14 protein-coding genes are annotated in these 21,094 nt (G+C 55.9%); 6 read left to right on the top strand and 8 right to left on the bottom strand.

Features of this window, described 5'->3' with window-relative positions:
* Nucleotide 1 precedes the first annotated feature (1 nt).
* Together serC and gyrA are read right to left on the bottom strand one after the other, a co-directional pair.
* Nucleotides 2-1,081, bottom strand: a complete 1,080-nt coding sequence (gene serC, locus FHR99_RS05105) for a 3-phosphoserine/phosphohydroxythreonine transaminase (protein WP_183409447.1) — start codon at nucleotides 1,079-1,081, stop codon at nucleotides 2-4.
* A 99-nt stretch (nucleotides 1,082-1,180) separates the two neighbouring features.
* Nucleotides 1,181-3,751 carry a DNA gyrase subunit A gene (gene gyrA, locus FHR99_RS05110; protein WP_183409449.1) on the bottom strand — a complete coding sequence of 857 codons (2,571 nt, stop codon included), beginning with the start codon at nucleotides 3,749-3,751 and terminating at the stop codon, nucleotides 1,181-1,183.
* A 350-nt stretch (nucleotides 3,752-4,101) separates the two neighbouring features.
* Between gyrA and FHR99_RS05115 the strand changes: the two genes are divergently transcribed.
* The 6 genes from FHR99_RS05115 (at nucleotide 4,102) to FHR99_RS05140 (ending at nucleotide 13,278) form a co-directional block, all read left to right on the top strand.
* Nucleotides 4,102-5,430 (top strand): TRZ/ATZ family hydrolase, encoded by a 1,329-nt coding sequence (locus FHR99_RS05115; protein ID WP_183409450.1) that lies wholly within the window; start codon nucleotides 4,102-4,104, stop codon nucleotides 5,428-5,430.
* 36 nt (nucleotides 5,431-5,466) lie between these two features.
* A complete protein-coding gene (ubiG, locus tag FHR99_RS05120) occupies nucleotides 5,467-6,183 on the top strand; it encodes a bifunctional 2-polyprenyl-6-hydroxyphenol methylase/3-demethylubiquinol 3-O-methyltransferase UbiG (protein ID WP_183409451.1) in 717 nt (238 codons plus the stop codon).
* The gene (locus FHR99_RS05125) at nucleotides 6,180-6,836 is read left to right on the top strand and encodes an HAD family hydrolase (RefSeq protein WP_183409452.1); all 657 of its coding nucleotides are present in this window, start codon (nucleotides 6,180-6,182) and stop codon (nucleotides 6,834-6,836) included. Before ubiG ends, FHR99_RS05125 begins: the two co-directional genes overlap by 4 nt.
* A complete protein-coding gene (locus FHR99_RS05130; protein ID WP_343067400.1) occupies nucleotides 6,833-7,588 on the top strand; it encodes a YciK family oxidoreductase in 756 nt (251 codons plus the stop codon). Before FHR99_RS05125 ends, FHR99_RS05130 begins: the two co-directional genes overlap by 4 nt.
* A gap of 112 nt (nucleotides 7,589-7,700) precedes the next feature.
* Complete coding sequence (locus tag FHR99_RS05135) at nucleotides 7,701-10,409, top strand: metallophosphoesterase (protein WP_183409453.1); 2,709 nt, start codon at nucleotides 7,701-7,703, stop codon at nucleotides 10,407-10,409.
* Between the two features lie 184 nt (nucleotides 10,410-10,593).
* A complete protein-coding gene (locus tag FHR99_RS05140; protein ID WP_183409454.1) occupies nucleotides 10,594-13,278 on the top strand; it encodes a metallophosphoesterase in 2,685 nt (894 codons plus the stop codon).
* Here the strand turns inward: FHR99_RS05140 and FHR99_RS05145 are convergent.
* From FHR99_RS05145 to FHR99_RS05170, 6 genes are all read right to left on the bottom strand, one after another.
* Nucleotides 13,275-13,796, bottom strand: a complete 522-nt coding sequence (locus FHR99_RS05145) for a GNAT family N-acetyltransferase (protein ID WP_183409455.1) — start codon at nucleotides 13,794-13,796, stop codon at nucleotides 13,275-13,277. The two genes, FHR99_RS05140 and FHR99_RS05145, sit on opposite strands and share 4 nt — an antisense overlap.
* Nucleotides 13,793-14,806, bottom strand: a complete 1,014-nt coding sequence (locus FHR99_RS05150; RefSeq protein WP_183410170.1) for a quinone-dependent dihydroorotate dehydrogenase — start codon at nucleotides 14,804-14,806, stop codon at nucleotides 13,793-13,795. The genes FHR99_RS05145 and FHR99_RS05150 overlap by 4 nt, the downstream gene beginning before the upstream one ends.
* A gap of 22 nt (nucleotides 14,807-14,828) precedes the next feature.
* On the bottom strand, nucleotides 14,829-17,930 hold the full coding sequence (locus FHR99_RS05155) for an efflux RND transporter permease subunit (RefSeq protein WP_183409456.1): 3,102 nt from the start codon (nucleotides 17,928-17,930) through the stop codon (nucleotides 14,829-14,831).
* Nucleotides 17,927-19,012: an efflux RND transporter periplasmic adaptor subunit gene (locus tag FHR99_RS05160; RefSeq protein WP_183409457.1), complete on the bottom strand. Its 1,086-nt coding sequence runs from the start codon at nucleotides 19,010-19,012 to the stop codon at nucleotides 17,927-17,929. Before FHR99_RS05160 ends, FHR99_RS05155 begins: the two co-directional genes overlap by 4 nt.
* A 106-nt stretch (nucleotides 19,013-19,118) precedes the next feature.
* Nucleotides 19,119-19,751, bottom strand: coding sequence for a phosphoadenosine phosphosulfate reductase domain-containing protein (locus FHR99_RS05165; RefSeq protein WP_343067402.1), 633 nt, complete (start codon nucleotides 19,749-19,751; stop codon nucleotides 19,119-19,121).
* Nucleotides 19,752-19,892: 141 nt separating this feature from the next.
* Nucleotides 19,893-21,086 carry a flavin-dependent monooxygenase gene (locus tag FHR99_RS05170; protein ID WP_183409458.1) on the bottom strand — a complete coding sequence of 398 codons (1,194 nt, stop codon included), beginning with the start codon at nucleotides 21,084-21,086 and terminating at the stop codon, nucleotides 19,893-19,895.
* Nucleotides 21,087-21,094: the final 8 nt, after the last annotated feature.

Consider the following 21,094-nt stretch of genomic DNA (forward strand, 5'->3'; position numbering starts at 1 on the left):
GTTACCCGTTTTTCTCGGCAAAGGCTTTCATATAGGCGATCAGCGCATCGACGGCTTCTTCCGGGACGGCGTTATAGATGCTGGCGCGCATACCACCGACACTACGATGGCCCTTGAGGTTCAGCAGACCCGCTTCTTCGGCACCAGCCAAAAAGGCCTTGTCGAGGCTTTCATCTTTGAGAGTAAACGGCACATTCATCAAACTGCGGCTGGCCACTTCAACCGGGTTGGCGTAAAAGCCGCTGCCGTCAATGTAGCTGTAGAGCTTTTCAGCCTTACGACGGTTGATAGCTTCCATCGCTTCCAGACCGCCCAACTTTTTCAGCCACTTGAAGACCAGCCCCGCGAGATAAATCGCCATGGTCGGGGGCGTGTTGTACATGGACTCGTTTTCAGCCGCCACCTGATAGTCCATGCCGACCGGGCACAAGGGGTGGGCCTTACCCAACAGGTCCTTGCGCACAATCACGATGGTCAGACCGGCCGGACCGATGTTTTTCTGAGCACCGGCATAGATCAAGCCGAACTTACTCACATCAATCGGGCGCGACAGGATGGTGGAGGACATATCCGCTACCAGCGGTACATTCACATCCGGCTCCCAGAAAAACTCTACACCACCGATGGTTTCGTTCGGGGTGTAGTGCAGGTAAGCCGCGTCTTTATTCAGTTTCCAGGTGTCAAAGGCCGGAATGCTGGCGAAGTTGTCGTCTTCGGAAGAGGCAACAACATTCACTTCGCCGTAGCGTTTGGCTTCTTTAATAGCTTTCTTCGACCACTGCCCGGTGTTCACGTAGTCAGCCGCTCTGTTATCACCCAGCAGGTTTAGCGGAATCGCAGAGAACTGACCGGTCGCACCACCTTGCATAAACAGCACGGCGTAGTCGTCGGAAATCCCCATCAGCTCGCGCAGGTCTTTTTCCGCCTCAGTAGCGATACCCACAATTTCAGAAGAGCGATGGCTCATTTCCATCACCGACAGGCCACTGCCCTGCCAATTCACCAGATCACGCTGGGCTTCTTCCAATACTTCCAGCGGAAGCGCCGCCGGGCCTGCACAGAAATTGTATTTACGGGTCATTTTGCTCTCTAAATTAATAGGCTTTGAACATTTTTGCATTGCTTACCCCCTCACCCTAGCCCTCTCCCAGAGGGAGAGGGCCGGGGTGAGGGTAGTTTTTTAGGCTTCAGGCTCGGCGATGACTTCGCCTTCAACCTCTTCATCACTTTCTTCGATCCGCTCAACACCCACAAGATGCTCACCGGACTTCAGGCGAATCAGACGCACACCCTGCGTATTACGGCTCAACACCGAAACTTCATCGGTACGAGTACGAACCAGCGTGCCCTGATCAGAGATCAGCATCAGCTCGTCGCCTTCAAACACCTGCACGGCGCCAACCAGCGGGCCGTTGCGCTCGCTGGCCGCCATGGCGATAACACCCTGGGTACCACGACCTTTGGTGGGGAACTCGTCCAGCTCGGTGCGCTTGCCGTAACCATTTTCAGAAACGGTCAACACACGGCCACCCTCTTTCGGGATGATCAGCGAAATCATGCTATGACCTTCCGCCATGCGGATACCGCGAACACCTTTTGCGGTACGGCCCATTGAGCGAACGTCTTCACCTTTAAAGCGAACCGCCTTGCCGGAGCTGCTGAACAGCATGACATCGCTGTCGGCGCCAGTAACGGCAGTGCCCACCAGACGATCACCCTCTTCCAGCTCAATCGCACGCAGGCCCACGCTGCGCTGACGAGAGAAATCCACCAGCGGGGTTTTCTTCACGGTGCCATTGGCGGTGGCAAAGAACAGGTAGTGATCTTCTAGGTACTCGTCGATTTTGAGAATCGAGGTGATCTTTTCGCTTTCATCCAGCGGCAGCAGATTGACGATGGGGCGACCGCGTGAATTACGGCCCGCCACCGGAATCTGATACACCTTGATCCAGTAGACCTTACCCAAATTGGAGAAACACATCAGGGTATCGTGGGTATTGGCGATCATCAGGTGTTCGATGAAATCCTCATCTTTTACCTGGGTCGCGCTCTTGCCCATACCGCCGCGCTTCTGGGCCTGATAATCGTCCAGTGGCTGGGTTTTGGCGTAACCGGAGTGAGAAATCGTCACCACCCGGTCTTCTTCATTAATCAGGTCTTCAACGGTCAGATCCATCATCGATTCGATGATTTCAGTGCGGCGTTCATCGCCGTATTCGGCTTTAACCGCTTCCAGCTCTTCGCGAATAACCGTTTTCAGTTTTTCCGGATCACCCAGAATGGTCAGGTACTCGGCAATTTCCGCCAGTTTTTCCTGATATTCGCCGAGCAGCTTTTCATGTTCCAGACCAGTCAGCTTCTGCAGACGCAGTTCCAGAATCGCCTGCACCTGAGCCGGCGACAAGTGATAGTTGCCGTCGTGCATACCGTACTGGGGTTCCAGCTCATCCGGGCGACAGGCTTCTTCACCGGCGCGCTCCAGCATGGCCATTACCGAGCCCGGCTCCCAGCCTTTCGCCAGCAACGCATCTTTTGCGTCCTGAGCGGTGGCTGAGGCTTTGATCAGAGCGATAACCTCATCGATATTGGCAATCGCGACCGCCAGACCTTCAAGAATATGACCGCGCTCGCGCGCCTTACGCAGCAAGTAAATGGTGCGACGGGTAACGACTTCACGGCGGTGACGCAGGAAGTATTCCAGCAGGCCTTTCAGGTTAATCTGCTTGGGCTGCTCATCGACCAGCGCGACGATATTGATACCAAATACCGTCTGCAGCTGAGTCTGGGTGTAAAGGTTATTAAGAATGACCTCGCCGCTTTCGCCGCGCTTCATCTCGATAACAACCCGCAGACCGTCCTTGTCCGACTCGTCGCGCAGCTCGGAAATGCCTTCGATTTTCTTTTCTTTAACCAGCTCGGCAATCTTTTCGATCAGCCGCGCCTTGTTCACCATATACGGCAGTTCCGTAATGATGATGGTGTCCTTGTTGGTTTTCTCGTTGGTGATCACTTCGGCGCGCGAACGCACATAAATGCGGCCACGGCCGGTGCGGTAGGCCTGCAGGATGCCCGCACGGCCGTTGATGATGCCCGCGGTGGGGAAATCCGGGCCCGGAATAAACTCCATCAGTTCATCCACGGTAATGTCTTCGTTGTCCAGCAGGGCAAGACAGCCGCCCACAACCTCACTCAGATTATGCGGCGGAATATTGGTCGCCATACCGACCGCGATGCCGGATGAACCGTTTACCAGCAGGTTGGGGATCTTGGTCGGCATAACCGCCGGAATCTGCTCGGTGCCGTCGTAGTTAGGCACCCAGTCCACGGTTTCCTTGTCCAGATCGGCGAGGATTTCGTGTGAAATTTTCTGCATGCGGATTTCGGTGTAACGCATCGCCGCCGCAGAGTCACCGTCGATCGAACCGAAGTTACCCTGACCATCCACTAGCATGTAGCGCAGCGAGAAAGGCTGAGCCATACGTACGATGGTGTCGTACACCGCCGAGTCGCCGTGGGGGTGGTATTTACCGATAACGTCACCGACCACACGGGCCGACTTCTTGTAGGGCTTGTTCCAGTCGTTGTTCAGTTCGCTCATGGCGAACAGCACACGGCGGTGCACTGGCTTCAGGCCGTCGCGCACGTCCGGCAGGGCGCGCCCGACAATAACGCTCATGGCATAATCGAGGTAGGACTTTTTCAGTTCGTCCTCGATATTGACCGGCAATATTTCCTTCGCTAACTCACCCATCTACAACGGTGTCCTCAGTCGATCGAATTGTTATAGCTTTCATTGGTTGCCACCCACGCCTGACAAAGACTGTGCATCGACAGGCTCTGAAATTGAAATAAACAGAACCGGCGTGCGATTCGCCGAAGGCGTCGCAATGGCGCAGGGTAACGACCGGGGAAATCCCCTCAGGAGCTGACACCGCAGCGGGCGCCAGACACCGAAATCAAGTCGGCTAGAATAGCACAGGCGGCCCCGTTTCTCACAGTAAATTGCAGGCAGATACAGACCCTTAGCTCAGATTTGGCAGCACATTCAGCGACATTGCGGTTATACTCACGGCCTTTAACCCTTACAGCCCGAAAGTCGCCATGCAGCAGCCCGCAAATTGCCTGATTTTTGCACAATGGATCATCACCCTCGACCCTGCCAAGCCGGTTCTCACGGACCACGCACTGGCCATCGCTGGCGACCGCATCAGCGCGATTCTGCCCACCGTTGAGGCGCGCAAACTAGCCGCTGACAAGATTGTCGAGCTGCCCAACCACGCCCTGATGCCGGGCCTGATCAACAGCCACGGCCACGCCGCCATGAGTCTGTTCCGGGGCATGGCCGACGACCTGCCGCTGGATACCTGGCTGAACGAGCATATATGGCCCGCCGAAGGCCAATGGGTCAGCGAAGAGTTTGTGCGCGATGGGGTAGAGCTGGCCATGGCGGAAATGATCCGCAGCGGCACCACCACCTTTTCGGATATGTACTTCTTCCCGAATATCGCAGCCAAAACCATTACCAAAGCGGGCATGCGCGCCCAACTGGCCTTTCCGGTTTTCGAATTTCCCAGTAATTGGGGGCAGACCCCGGACGAATATATTCACAAGGGCCTGCAGGTTCACGACGATAACAAGCACAACCCGCTGATCACTGTGGCCTTTGGTCCGCACGCCCCCTATACCGTGGGCGACGACACCATGAGCCGGGTAGCCACGCTTGCGGCTGAGCTGCACGACGGTGAATTCAATATCCAGATCCACACTCACGAGACCGACTTTGAGGTCGAGCAGTCAATCAAGGATCACGGCATGCGCCCGATCCAGCGTCTGGCCGAACGCGGCTTGTTGGGCCCTCGAACCCAGTGCGTGCACTTGGTCAGTCTGAACGATGACGACATCCAGACATTGGCCGACCACAACTGTCACGCGGTGCACTGCCCCGAATCCAATATGAAACTGGCTAGCGGCTTTTCACCAGTGAAGAAGATGCTGGACGCCGGCATCAATGTCGCACTGGGCACCGATGGTGCCGCCAGCAACAACACCCTGAACCTGTTCAATGAAATGCGCGCCGCCGCCCTCCTCGCCAAGGGCCTCAGCGGCGATGCCTGCGCAGTGCCCGATAGTCTCGCCCTGCAAATGGCCACCCTGAACGGCGCCCGCGCTATGGGGCTGGATAACGATCTGGGCTCGCTGGAAATCGGCAAGCTGGCCGATGTCATCGCCGTCGATCTTTCCGCCGTAGAACAACAACCGGTCTACGAGCCGATCTCCCAGCTGGTTTATACCCAAGCGGGCTCAGCGGTCAGCCACAGCTGGATCAACGGCAAGCTGGTCATGGACAACCGCCTCCTGACCACCCTGAATATCGACGACATTCGCGAACGCGCACAGGCCTGGCGTCAGCAGATCGCCAAAACCTCATAAACGAGAAGGCCTGAATAAAAGACGAGGTAGCTATCCATGTCTCAGCAAGACACTCAAAAAAATGTCGACCCGGCGGAAATCGCCAAATTTGAAGAGCTCGCCCACCGCTGGTGGGACAGAGAAAGCGAGTTCAAACCGCTACACGATATCAACCCACTGCGCGTCAACTACATTGACGAACGCGCGCCGCTGGCGGGCAAATTGGTAATCGACGTGGGTTGCGGCGGCGGCATTCTCAGTGAGGCCATGGCGCAGCGCGGCGCGAACGTAACCGGCATTGATATGGGGGAGGCGCCGCTGAGCGTTGCCCGCCTGCATCAACTAGAATCCGGCGTCGAGGTGGACTATCAACAGACCACCGCCGAAGAGATGGCCTTGGAGCACCCGGAAGCCTTTGACCGGGTCACCTGCCTGGAAATGCTGGAACACGTGCCGGAACCGGCTTCCGTTATCAAAGCCTGCGCTGCCCTGTGCAAGCCCGGTGGTGAGCTATTTTTCTCCACGATTAACCGCAACCCCAAATCCTTTGCCTTTGCCGTGGTTGGCGCCGAATACGTACTGCGCCTGCTGCCGAAAGGCACTCACGAATACGCCAAATTTATTCGCCCCTCGGAACTGGCCACTTATATTCGCGAAGCGGGTCTGGTGTTGAACGACGTTACCGGCATGACCTACAACCCCTTCACCAAACGCTACAAGCTGGGCGGCGATACCGACGTTAACTACATCGTTCACGCCAGCAAGCCCGCATGATTTCAGCCCTATTATTTGATCTCGACGGCACGCTGATCGATACCGCGCCGGATTTTGCCGAGGTGTTGAACGGCATGCGTCGTCGTCGCGAACTGCCGGATATTCCTTTTGCGGATATCCACGCCACCGTATCCGACGGCGCCCGGGCACTAGTTGAGCTGGGCTTTGATTTAAGTGAAGGAGAAGAAGGATTTGAGGCGCTGCGACAGGAACTGCTGGACCACTATTTAAAAAGCCTGTCGGTGCATTCTCGCCTCTACCCCGGCATGGACGACGTGCTGAGCTGGGCCGAAAGCCGCGAGATCCCTTGGGGCGTTGTCACCAATAAGCCCTCGCTGTACGCCGAGCCCCTGCTGCGTGATCTCGAGCTCGACGCGCGCTGCGCCAGTCTGATCTGCCCGGATCACGTTAAACAGCGCAAACCTCACCCCGAACCCATCCTCTTGGCCTGCGCCCGCATTGGCGTCGACGCGCGCTCAGCGGTGTATGTGGGCGACCACCGCCGCGATATTGAGGCGGGCAAAAACGCAGGCTGCACCACCATCGCCTGCCGTTACGGCTACGTTCACGACAGCGACCCAGCAGAGAGCTGGGGCGCTGACTATACTGTCGATAAGGCCAACGAGCTGACTGCATTACTGGAGACGCTGTGATTCATACGCTTCCCGAAAACTTTCAACCTGAAGCTGATTGCCTCAAGGGCAAAAACATTCTGGTAACCGGTGCCGGCGATGGCATTGGCCGAGCCGCTGCCCTGACTTACGCCGCTCACGGGGCGACGGTTATTCTGCTGGGCAAAACCGTCGAAAAGCTGGAATCCGTTTACGACGAGATTGAGGCAGTCGGCGGCGCTCAACCTGCGATCTATCCGATGCATCTCAATGGCGCCGTGTTCAAGGATTATGAAGATTTGCGCAACACGCTGGCCAAGGAATTCGGTGTTTTGCACGGCCTGCTCCACAACGCCAGCGTGCTGGGCGAGCGCAAGGCCATAGCCCAGACATCGATTGACAGCTGGAGCGAGGTAATGCAGGTCAACGTCAACGCCCAGTTTATGCTGACCCATGCCCTGCTACCGATCATGGAAATTCCCGACACCGCCTCTATTATTTTCACCTCGTCCAGCGTCGGCCGCACCGGGCGCGCGTACTGGGGGGCTTACGCGGTTTCCAAGTTCGCCACGGAAGGATTGGTGCAGGTGCTGGCAGATGAATTGGCCAACACCAGCGGTATTCGCGTTAACAGCCTTAACCCCGGTGCCACCAACACCGGCATGCGCCGCGCCGCTTATCCTGGCGAAGACCCGCAGACTAACCCCTCACCGCAAGAGATTATGCCGCTTTATCTCTACCTGATGAGCGACGAAAGCCGCGAGCAGACCGGGTTGCAGTGGAACGCGCAATAAAAGCCATAGGAAACGGTAATAGTTGGCAACAATTAAATACACTGGATATCGCTGAAAACTGATCCCAAACGATTGGCGTACACTAATAACTCGTGTACCGCCCGGAGCAATCGTGGATCGTCGTTTTATTATCAAAAGCTTAGTTTCCAGACCCAACGCGTGGTTTAAGTCGCGTTCCCTTCAAAGCCCCAAAAACACTGCCCTACTCACATGCGCCCTGCTCCTGAGCGCCTGCGGTGGTGGCGGTGGCGGCAGCGATGGCGCGGCCCCTGTACCGCAAATTGATTCTGTGACCGTTGCCGCCCGCGATGCGACAACGGTGACATTTGCCGAAAATGTTGTACTGCAACTAACTGACACCACCTTTGCCGAAGAGCGCACGCTGACCTACGAGCGAGTTTCCGAAGGCGATAAAATCATTTATCGATTTGGCCCCGCGGATCTCAGTACGCTAACACCGGCCAAACTCACCTTACCCGCAGGGGACGTGGGCCGCTGGGTCATCGCCCGGCAAGATTCTGAAGACCGCACGCGAATACTGCTTAGCTCAGTCGACAACAGCGCTGACGGCACTGTGTCTGCCGTCATTACCGAGCTGGGTGACTATGTGTTAGTCCCGCGACCGGAAGCCACCCCCGCCGCGAAGGTTGGTCCAGCCTGTGATGAAACGGCCACAGAACAAACGCTTCGCTTTATTCATGTTGCCGACCTGCACGCGCGCTACGGCAGCCCGGAAAAAAACTACAGCCGAATCAAGCACTATCACAAACAGGCGGTGGCAAATAACCCCTACACCCTGTTTACCAATGGTGGCGATGATTTTGAGAAAGGCAGCATCGCCGAGCTTAAATCTGAAGGGGCGGCGACCGTTGAAGCCACCCGGGCGATGGAATTTGATGTGCGCGTTGTGGGAAATCATGATTTCGCCTGGGGCGCTGACACTTTGCTGGATTACGTTACCGACGAACACGCGCAAGTGTTGGCGAGCAACAGCCACTACCAGGGTGATCCCCCGCTCCCCTTTAATGCCAAAGATTTTGTTGCGCTCGAGGTCGGCTGCCTAACGGTCGGCTTCTTCGGCATGAGTTCAGTTCCCTGGAATGAATTCGACGAACAATTGGATACTGCCCCTATTCCCAACTTTGTCTCTGAAGTCCGTATGAACTGGGAGTGGCAATCCATCATTCGCGGCGCCATCAGTCAGTACCGCGACCAAGTAGATGTGCTGGTCATGGTCAGTCATCTTGGTGTCGGGAAAGACACACGGTTTCTGGAAGAATTTCCTGAAGTAGATCTTGCCCTCGGCGGCCACACCCACGGCGGTGTAAACTTTGAAGAAACCCGTTCAGGCAACTTGGTACTCCAGCCTGACTTCTACGGCGATGGCTTAAGTGACCTTACCCTCACCTATTCCCTGCCCGGTAAGAAACGCAGCGCCCCTCCCAATGTCGTCAATATCGAGGTGGAAGACCTCGACACATTTGACGCAGACACTCAGAACGCTATTGACGCCATCATGGCAAAATATGCGCCCGAGGCCTTTACCGATGTCGCTGTTGTGGATAGTTACCCTACCAAAGAAGAGCTAGCTCAAATCGCAGCACGCGCAGCCATTTATCATCACAACGTAGATGCTGTACTGATCGCCCCGAATCTGGTCGATAACCTTTGGCTACCAGGCGGCGTTGACGCCAATGACTTCCATTTCGCCTATCAGGTTGAACGACAGGTTGCCGACACCCCCGGCTTCAACGCGCTGTACCGCGTTGAGGTCAGCAAGTCCGACTATCAAGCCATGAAGGCCGCGCAACCCACTTGGGTGAATGAAGAGGCGGATGGCATCGACAGCAAACAAACCGTGGTCGTCGCCTTGCACAAGGCACCAGCCCTAAATATGCCCACGTTTTTTAATGGCGTTCAGGCAGACGTTGACGTGCGGGACAACCTCCTTTCAGAGACCTGGGAAAGCCTGGACGCCTACGCTCGACATCGCACGACCCAATGCCTCTATCTCGACAGTGACAGACGACTAGTGGCCGAAGGCTGTAATGAAGATGACGTCACCACGACCTGGCAATTTCATAGTGACGGAAACCCCTTGCGGGCAGACAGCACCTCACCCGTGTCTACGCTTAGCTTTTTTAACGCCGAGGTGGAAAGCAGCTCCAAATTTAACACGACCAGCGCCTTCAATATTTCGCCGCTTCCCGGTGGGGATTCGGTCGTGCTTTCGTTTCCGGATTTCAACCAAACCGCCATACTGAGAATGGATACGACCGCACCGCCCAACAAACGCTTTGGCGGGGTGGACAAGCTCGGCGAATATACATTAATCGCCGACTTTTACTGGCCGAGCTTCACCGCAGATGATTTTCGAGGGATATTGCAAACCAACGTGGCCAACACCAACGACGCGGAGCTTTATTTCGAAAATGCACCGGAGCAAGGCATAGGCCCCCAAGGCGTGGGCGCCTATTTTGGTTTTGTTCCAACGGATACCTGGGTGCGCGTTGGCTTTGTGCTATATGCTGATGACACCGAAGGAACCATCAAGGTTTATATTAACGGCGAACCCGTCGGCCAGAAAACGCCGGGGATTATTGGCGAACGCTGGGCAATTGACCAAGCCGCCCTGATTATTGCGGATGGTGGTTTTGACGCCGCAGAGGGCTATGTAAATGCCCTGCTCTTTTCCGGGCGCGCATTCACCGACAACGACCTTAAGCGTATCGGTGGCCCGAGTGCCACACTCGACTATACGCTATCGACTCTTGCTCTTAATCGCCGGGTTAGACAGCATCAACAGCAGTCATCTCCCTAGACCTTTATTAAGCACGCTTCCTGCCGCGGCGCTTTATGCGCCGCTTTCGATACGTATAAGCCGCTATCCCACCCAATTCACAAATATCTAATAATTGGATCGTAGTCGCGTCCGATGATCTATAAGGCCTCCCCTGCTCAGATCGGTTGTTCGGGTAATCAATTGCGCAGTGCGTGGAGAAAATATGCCTTCGATCCGAACTTGGTGTCTTTATAGTGTTATTGTGCTGATTAGCGCCTGTAATGGCGGCGGCGGTGGCAGTGATGACGCGCCCCCAAGCCCCGCCTCGATGGAAGACATTCCTGAAACTACGCTCGAGCCCGAACTACCGGCAGATCAAGAGGATCTTAGCCGGGTTTATTCCGTAGTCGCCAACCAGCAGGTCACTTTGAACTTCGCTGACGGTGCCACACTGAAAATTCCCCGCACAGCACTATCCCAGAACCAGACCCTCACGCTCGACATTATTGACTCTGAGAGTGGGCGCTCATATCGCATACTTCCTGAAGGGCTACCTTTTCGCAGTCCCGCGCAGCTCACCCTACCCGTCAGTGGCAAAAAAACTGTTATTGCTCAACGTGAGAACGGCACTCTAACGCCTCTGCTCAGCTCAGTGCTCGAACAAACTCAGGCTGTCGCCAGCTTAATCGAAAGCGGTGACTACCTGCTGGTGGAACGCCCTGTGGCGCAGGTAAGCCGTCAGATCGGCCCGGCTTGCAACCCCGATGCCACCGAGCAAGAGCTGCGTTTTGTCCACGTTGCCGACCTTCACGCTCGCTACGGTAGCCCGGACAAACTGTTTAGCCGCATCAAGGCTTACCACAATCGCGCAGTTCAGGAGCAGCCCTACACCCTGTTTACCAACGGCGGTGACGATTTTGAAAAGGGCAGCGTCGCGGAATTACGCTCCGAGGGCACGGCCTCGGTGGCCGTTACCAAGGCCATGAAATTTGATGTGCGCGTGGTGGGCAATCACGAGTTTGCCTGGGGCGCCGATACACTGATTGATTATGCCAATGACGATCACGCTCAGGTTATCGCCAGTAACAGCCATCACCACGACAGAGAAGGCGAAACCCCATTTAACGCCAATGCATTTTCCGTTATTCAAGTGGGCTGCCTGAAAGTTGGTTTCTTCGGGATGAGCTCCCCACCCTGGAATGAACTGGATGAGCCTATTTACCAGAGCCCGATCCCGGATTTTGTGCCTGAAATCCGCATGAACTGGCACTGGGAGCAGATAGCGCGCGGTGTGGTGGATCAGTACAGCGATCAAGTCGACATGCTGGTTATGCTCAGTCATCTGGGAGTCGGCTCTGACGAGGACTTGCTCAGAAGCTTTCCCGAAATTGATATCGCGCTGGGCGGCCATACCCACGGCGGCACAGACTTCACTCAACTGAGCAGTGGCAATATCGTACTGCAACCGGACTTTTTTGCTCAGGGCCTCAGCGATCTCAAGTTGACCTACTCACTCACTGATCGCAGCCTCTCATCTGCGACGGTGGAACACGTCGATGTTTTTGAACTGAGAGACACTGACGCAGAGGTGGAACAGTTCATCGCCGATATCATGACCGAGTATGCGGGTGAGGCCTACACAGAAATCGCGCTGGCCGACGCCCCGCTGTCCAAAACCGAATTGGCGCAGCTAGCGGCCAAAGCCGCTCTCTTTCATCACGGCGCTGATGCGGCCTTGCTCGACCCCGAGCAAGTGGTCAAACCCTGGGTTCAAGGGAGCGTCAATCAAACCCATTTTGTGCGCGCCTATCCTGTCGAGCGGCAGCCTTCAGACACACCGGGCTTCAAGGCCTTTTACCGCATAAGCGTATCGCAGGCAGACTTCGCGGCCATGCAAGCGGCCCAACCAACCTGGGTTGTAGAAACCCGTGACGGAGCACTTCCCGATCCGCTGACGCTGATTGTGCAGAAAGGACCGGCCTGGAACATTCCGCTTTTCTTCAACAATTTGGCTCAGCCCGAATACACATTTTTGTCAGAAGTCTGGGAAAGTCTGGATCAATACGCCCGACATCGGACCACCAACTGCCTCTATCTGGACTCCGACAGAACACTGAGTTCCTGCACGCCTGACACGGTTACAACCACTTGGCAGTTCAATAATGCCTTACAGCCCTTCCTCGCAGACAGTGGCCCCTCCGGGCTGGGTTACTATCGCGGTTCGTCTTCTGCCTCACCCGAAAACGAGACCCGCTTTGAAAGCGCCAGCAACCTTGGCGTCCCCCTGCCGGAGGGCGTTGATTCGGGCATTATGGCCTTTCCCGATTACTCCCCCCGAGAAGGCCTCAAGCTGACACCAAACGTACCGACTAATGGCAGCTTTAACGGTATCGACAAACTGGCGGAATACAGCGTGGTCATGGACATCTATTGGCCCAAGGCAGCAGAGCAAACCTATCGCGCCTTTCTGCAAACCTCCGTCGACAACAGCGACGACGCCGATGGATTTTTTGAAGGGGTCGAAAATGGCGGAGTGGGGATATCCACATCGCGGTCCGGCTACTTTGGCGATGCCTTTACAGATACCTGGCACCGGGTAGGGATTGTGTTCTATACCCACGAAGAGCACGGGCTGTTCAAGGTTTATATCGACGGCAAGCTGGTGGGGAGCAAACGCCCCGGTCAGATTGGCGAGCGCTGGGCGATCAGTGACGCCTTGTTATTGCTGACAGATAACAACTATGAAACCGAAGATGGCTACCTCAATGCCCTGCTCTTTTCCGGGCGAGCGCTGACAGACAACGAGATGGAGCAACTGGGCGCGACTCAGCAAGAACTTCGTCTGCAATTACCAACCGAGGTTTTGCAACGCCGTGTACGGCAGCACCAATCTCAGCCAACCTTTTAGTCCATGGGCTTTCGGCGTTCCGCAGCCCTAAGCTTGGCGTAGATCAATTCGTCCTGCCATTGACCGTCCCGGTAGATCGACCGCCGGGCACGGCCTTCACATTCATAACCGCATTTTTCCAGCACCCGGCATGAGCTCACATTCTCGGGAACCACCATGGCGTAAAAACGCTCAAGCAAAGAATCCTGCTCAAGCCAGTCCGTAAACTGGCTTAGGGCTTCACTGGCGTAGCCCATACCCCAGAAAGGCTCGCCCAGCCAATAACCGACCTCGCCGCTATAGCGATACTCCCGCTTGCCCCAAAACACCCCGATGCTGCCAATGCATTCACCGTGCAGGCTGATACAGAAATGCTGACCTTCGCGACTGCTGGAGCCCTCATCAATCCAGTACTGGGCGTCGCGGCGGGTATAGGGGCGAGGAAACTGATCGCGCAGGAAGCGCGTTACGCGCGGATTGTTGGCCAGACTAACGAGCTGCTTCTCGTCGTCTGACCGAAACGCGCGCAGCGTAATCATTGCTGGATGGCGGTAACCGCGTCGCGAATCAACGCGGGGCCTGCGTAGATAAAACCACTGTAGATTTGAACGAGCGATGCGCCAGCGCGGATTTTCTCGGCGGCATCTTCGCCACACATGATTCCACCCACGCCGATGATGGGAATGTCCCCTTTCAGATGCTCGGCCAGTTTGCGAATAACGGCGGTGGACTTATCACGCACCGGTGCGCCGCTGAGGCCACCGGTCTCCTCGCCGTGCTGAAGATGTTTGACCGCATCGCGCTCGATAGTCGTGTTGGTGGCAATCACGCCGTCGATGCCATTTTCCTGCAAGGCACCAGCCACATCGGCTATATCGTCGTCTGCCATATCAGGCGCGATTTTGACAGCCAGCGGCACATAACGGCCATGCTCTTTCGCCAGCTCTGTTTGCGCAGTTTTGAGCTGAGACAGGAGCTGTTTTAACGGTTCACCGAATTGCAGATCACGCAGCCCGGGCGTATTAGGCGATGACAAATTCACGGTGATATAGGACGCGTGGGCGTAGACCTTGCGCATACAGATCAGGTAATCGTCGACCGCCTGTTCTGCCGGCGTATCCTTGTTCTTGCCGATATTGATCCCCAGTACACCCTTGTAACGGGCTTTTTTGACCTGTTCTACCAGGTGATCCACGCCAAGGTTGTTGAAACCCATGCGATTGATAATGGCGTTGGCTTCCGGCAACCGAAACAGGCGCGGCATGGGGTTGCCAAGCTGGGGTTTGGGCGTCACCGTCCCCACTTCAATAAAGCCGAATCCCAGCGCCGCCAAACCGTCAATATGGCGGGCATCCTTATCCAGCCCCGCCGCCAGCCCTACCGGGTTGTCAAAACGGATCCCCATCACTTCCACCGGTGCACTGATGGCCTTCGGTGCGACCAAGCGCGACAGGCAGAGTTTGTCAGCGAGTGAAATACCACTCATACCAAGGTTGTGGGAAGTCTCCGTGGGCAGCGAAAACAGGGCTTTCTGAATCAGGGAATACATGCGGTAGCGATCGTCCAATACGTTACTGCCGCCGGAACAGGCGGCTAACATCCTGCTCCAGCGCATAAAGGCTCGGCAGGTAGAAGAGCGTGATTATACTACCGAACACCACACCCCACAGCATCACCATGGCCAATGGCGCGACCACAATATTCAGACCGAACACCCCATAGGCCACTGGATACAAACCGGCGACCGTCGTCAGCGTGGTAATAAAGATTGGTCGAAGGCGCGTGCTGGCGGTTTGCACCAGCGCTTCTGCCTCGATCTTGCCATCCGCCCCTCGGACCCGATTGAGCTGATCAATCATGATTAAGGCGTCGTTGACCAAAATCCCGGCAAGCCCCGTCACCCCCGCCAGCGCCGACATACTCAACACCATGCCCTGCAGCGCAAAGGCCACGAGTACCCCGAGTATCCCCAGGGGAATCACCAAAAGCACCAATAGCGGCTGCGACACCGAGTTAAAGAGCAGCACCAGCAGCACCAAAATACCCGCAAGACTGAGCAGGGCCGCACTGCCGATATTGCCCATCGCATCCTGTTGCCGGTCCGCTTCGCCGCCCAAGACAAAATTGAGTTGGGAGTGGCGGCTTCGAAGATTGCTATCGTGAAGATAGTTCTCCAGGCGTGAATTAATATCGGCAACGGACAACACCGCCTTGTCGATATCCGCAAACAGCGTCAGGGTGCGCTCTCCGAAATAGTGGAATACGGTGGCCTGTGCGCTCTTGGTTTCAAAATCCGCCACACTGCGCAGCAAGACCGGCTCACCGCGATTGTTGATCAATGTCAGACCGTACAGCGAGGAAAGCTGCCCCTGTTCCGGCTGCCGATACTGCAATCGAAACCGTACCCGCTCGTCGATCGTTTGCATCTCTTCAACCAGCAGACCATCAAAGGCGATACGTACCGCGCGTGTTACGTCCTGAACGGTCAAACCGTAGTTGGCGAGCAGTTCGTGCTTAAGCTGAAGATCAATAATATCCTTACCCGGCTTATAGGATGTCCAGACACGCGTTACACCGGGAACCCCCTCAAGAAAATTGCTTATCTCATCAGCCGCCAGAAAGCGCGCATCGGAATTGCCGACAATATCCAGCTCAACCGCTTCACCGGTGGGCGGCGTATTTTCCTGAGGGACCACCCGAGCCAGAGTAAAATCCGTCTGACCGGCCATAAAGTCTTCCAGCTCTCGTACGACCTCGCTGGAAGTGCTGGTGCGCACCGATTGTCGCTCGAGGTAAATCTGCACCAATCCCCAGGAGTTCTGTCGCCCCTCCGTTACGTTGGCCATATTGGGCAGGTCGTGATGCCCCACGGTGACTTTGGTCGCCAACAGGTCCTCGGGTTTAAGCTGGGCACTGATATCACGCTCCAGCTGTGCCAGTCGCTCGCGCATGGTGGCAAAGGAGGTTCCCAGCGGGAGTTCCAGCTGCACCGTGATCGCGTCGGTATCACCTTCAGGATAAAGATCAAAGGCCAGCTTTTGTTGACTGAAGACCGCGGCGCCTGCCGCCACCATCAGAATTACCAGAAAACTGATCACCCGATGCCGGAACATATGGCGCATGATCCAGATGTATCCGCGCTCGACCGGATTGAACCAACCACGCGACAGACTCCGTCCATCCCGGTGCCGCCCCTGCAAGGCATGGGCAATGTGGGCTGGCAACATCAGTTTGCATTCAATCAAAGACGACAGCAGCACCATCACCACCACCGCCGGCAACATCCACAGGTACTTGCCTTCAATACCTGACAGGAAAACCAAGGGCAAAAAGGCCAACACCGTGGTTGCAGAGCTGGTCAGAACCGGCGCCGCCATCACCGTGGTTCCGTCAATGGCCGCCTGCAAGGGTGGCTTACCCCGCTCGGCTTCGCGAAAAATACTTTCGGCGATAACAATGGCATCATCCACTAGCACCCCCAGCATCAGGATGATGCCGGACAGGCTGAGCTGATTGACCGTAATGTTAAAACTCGGCATGAAAATAAAGGTGAGCATCATCGCCGTGGGAATACCCACTACCACCCACACCGTAAACCGGAAGGGAAAGAAGGCCATCAAGGTAATAAACACCAGCAACATCCCAAACAGCGCGTTGCTGCTGAGCATTTCCAGCATGTTGCGGGCGTAGCGCGTGGTGTCATTGAAAATATCCAGCGTCACACCCGGCGGCATCAGCGCTTGCTGTTGACGGATAAAGTCGCGCACGTCCGCCGCCACAGCGACACCGTTAGCACTTGCGGTTTTCTTTACCAACAGACTGATACCCGGAACACCATTGGCCAGTGGCTGGGTCATCCAGTCCTCATAATCAACGACGACTTCGGCGATATCTTTTATGCGGGTAAAGTTGTCGCGCCCGGACGCCCGGACAATAACTTCCTCGACCTCCTTCGGGTGCTGAAATTGCCCCACTGTCACCACATCGCGCTCGGATGTAGTGGACTCCAGCGCACCGCCAGAATCGCGCACATTCCGCGCTGCAATGGCGCGGCTGATTTCGCCGGCATCAATACCCAATTGCTGCAGGCGCTGGGGATTCAACAGAATCCGGACTTCCTTGCGTCGGTAGCCGAGTCGCTCGGTGCCCGCCACACCTTTTACCTGCCGCAGATCTACTTGCAGACGACGCGCCACGCGACGGAGCACATCCTCATCCACGTTGCCGTGAATCAGAATTTCCATAATCGGTGTTCGGTCGGGATCTTCCGCCACCAATATGGGCTTTTCCGGCACATCGTCGGGCATACGTGGATAAGCCCGATCAATGGCCCGCTGTAGATCGTCACGGAACTGACGGTTCTGTGCGCGCGAGTGATCGGGATTAGACTGAATCAGAATGCTGGATTGGCCCTCCATACTGGCAGAGCGCAATTTATCCAAACCTTCAATTTCAAGTATTTCTTCTTCGAGCGGCACAGTGAGCGACAGTTCGACATCCGTTGCCGCCGCGCCGGGCCATAGGGTAGTGACATGAAAAACGCCGGTATCCAATGAAGGGTAACTGCTAACAACGAGACTGCGCAGCACCACAAAACCGCTGAGCAACACCATGACCAGCAGCAGATTGACCAGCAGCGGGCGCCGGGCAAAAAAACCAATTAATCCGCTCATGGCTGCTCGCTCGCCAGCGTGACCGCTTTACCGTCGGCCAGTAAATCCAGTTGACTGGTGATGAGTTGATCACCCGGTTTCAAGCCAGCGAGTACCGGCAATTCATCACCCGCACTGGCGGCAAAGCTGGGTTCCACTTCACGCGCTTTGCCGTCTTCAACAATAAACACTACCCGGCGGCGATTCCGATCGACCAGAAAACCCTTGTCCAGCACCAACATATCGCTGCGCACAATACCCCTCAGCTCTACCAGAGCGGACATACCCGGGCGCAACAGACGGTCGCGATTATTCACAGTCAGTTTGACGGTGAAATTGCCAGTGTTGGCATCGGCCTCCGAACCCACCAGCTCCACCCGCGCATCGAAAGTGCGGCCAGGCACGGCGGGTGTTGTCACCGTTGCCTCGTCACCTAAACGCAATTGATTCACTTCCCGCTCGCTGACAAAGGTTACAACGCGCAGCGTATCCGCCACATGCAGCAAGGCCAGCGAGTTACCGGCCAGGACGGTCTGACCGGGCTCCACCCGCTTTTCCGCCACCACGCCATCAACCGGGCTGATAATGCGGGTTTCGCGGAGATCTTTTTCTGCTAACGCCAGTGCCGCTTCGGCTTCTTCCACTTTTGCTCTAGAGCGCTCGTAGCTTGCCTGACTGTCATTTAACTGCTCGCGCGATAGCGCACCTTTGCCCATAAGGTCGCGGTAACGAAAATGCGTTTCGCGGGATTTTTCCAGTTCGGCGCGCGCGCTGACAAGATTGGCCTTGGATTGACGCACGCGCAGCTGCTGCTTCTGATCATCCAGCTCAATAAGCAGATCACCCGCCGCCACATTCTGGCCATCTCGGAAGTACACCTTCTCCACCGTGCCGGAAAAATCCACCGCAATCGCAATTTCTTCGGTGGTTTCAAAATGCCCATAGGCGGTAAACGCCAACTGCCAGTCGCGGGGCTGCAGTGTCGCCGTTGACACCACCAGTTCCTTATCGGCAACAGCTTTCTGTGAAGGCGGTGACGGCTGTTCGCACGCCGTAAGCGCAACTAACAAAAACGGGAAGAGAAGACGTGTAGCAAATCGCATTGGCGAGCAGTCCTTGCGGAAAGATCAGGATGCGATGAGTTTACGTCAAGTCAGGCAAGTAAACAGTGTTGATTACCAAGCGGTAAGAATTGCGGCCTGAAGATAATCAGGCCGCCGTATGTAGTCCACACTCGGCGTTTTCAGCCACTTTGGTCGGGTCGAAGTAGTGTTTGCAGCTAGGCAGTTCGTGCTCTTCCATGTAGCGCTGCACATCATCAGCCGTCCAATGGAAGATTGGCGCCACCTTCAACAGACCGCGCGCATCCCAGGACAGAATATCCAAGCCCTTGCGGAAATCGGTTTCTTCCTTGCGGATACCGGTAATCCAGATCTTGGGCTTGATCTCGTCAAGCGCACGGCTGAAAGGCTCCAGCTTGACCTGACGGGTAAATTCCTTGAACAGCTCCGGTGTGTCGTCCGGATGGGGAATGCCACCCATAATCGCGTTGCGACGCTCAGCGGTCATCTCCGGCGTGAAGATTTTCATATTGGGCTTGAGGTCTTTCATCAAGCGCTCGGCCACCCGGTAGGCATCGGGCACGTTGTAACCGCTGTCGACCCATACCACGGGGATGTCACGATCCACAGACGTGACCAGATGCAGCATCACCGCTGCATTCTGGGAAAAGCTGGTGCTCGACATGACCGGCTCACCCAGAGCCAGTGCCCAGCGGATAATATCCTGCGGCGACTGCTCAGCAAGTTCAGCACTGATTTTGCTTAGGTCGAGATCTTTCACGGTTCCAGCTCAATGGTTTGTAACAGGCTGGCAACCTTAGCACAGCAAAACCGCGAATAGAAGAAAAAGTGCAGTTAAAACAACTAGTTATAACATATAGAACTATGCTTATAACCGATCAACTGCACTCCCGGACTGATATCAAAGGAAAAAATCCGTGTTGGGTGCTCCGAGCTGCACAGCCCCCCAGTTACCGCCGAACTTCTGCGGATTGTTGGCGGTATGAGCACGAGAGGCATGAATATCGACAAAGGTGCGCATCAACGCATTGCCCTGATAGATGCCGGAGCCCCCGGCAAAGGCAAACAGCGGATCTACCCCCTCGATACAGCGCTGGGGAACGGCCGCCGATTCCCAGCGAAACTTGATGCGTTCTTCGATCGTCAGCTCAGGACCACCCTCAGCCGCCTCTTTGAGTCGATCAAAATTGCGGAACAGCACCAGCTTCAGCTCATCGACAATGGATTCTGCCTGCGCCAGCGCATAGCGAGCATGGGGATCTTCGCCAGCAGATTTACCATCGTTCTTACCGACGCGCTTGGCGGTAGTCTCGATAAAGGTGTCACAGGCTCCCTTTAAGGCGCCAATGGCCGCCGTGGAAACTGCGCGCACAAACATCTGACCAAAAGGAATTTTAAATAGCGGCGCGGTGTTCACCGCGTTGCCGGGACTGTTGCAGGTAAAGCCGTCTATGGCCTTGTGGGTGCGATATTCCGGCACAAAGGCATCTTTCACCACAATGGTTTTGGAACCGGTGCCCTTGAGGCCCATAACATGCCAGTCATCGACAATTTCATAATCGCTTCGCGGCACCAGAAAGGTTCGCATATCCGGTGGGCCACCGGCGCTGTCACCGTCTTTCGGCGGCACCATGGCGCCGAGAAACACCCAGTCGCAGTGATCGCTACCTGACGAGAAACCCCATTTACCGCTCAACTTCAAGCCGCCATCCACATGCTCGACCTTGCCCACGGGCATGTAGGAAGATGAAATCAGGACGCTGTCGTCCTCACCCCACACATCCTGTGCCGCACGGTCATCGAACAGGGCCAGCTGCCAGTTGTGAATGGCGATAACGCCCAGACACCAGGCACTGGACATACAACCTTCGGCCACCGTCATCTGCACATCGTAGAAATCATGGGGATCGAGTTCATAACCGCCCCACTTTTTCGGCTGCAGGATGCGGAAAAATCCGGCCTCGGCAAAATCCTTGATGGTTTCGGCAGGCACCTGACGCGCCTGCTCGCAGGCTTCAGCCCGCTCGCGCAGCACAGGAACCAGTTCGCGTGCTGCGGCACGGACCTGCTGCTGAAGTTGTGCTTTTTCTGACATCGAACTGT

The sequence above is a fragment of the Litorivivens lipolytica genome (assembly GCF_014191715.1).
GTDB lineage: Bacteria > Pseudomonadota > Gammaproteobacteria > Pseudomonadales > Spongiibacteraceae > Litorivivens > Litorivivens lipolytica.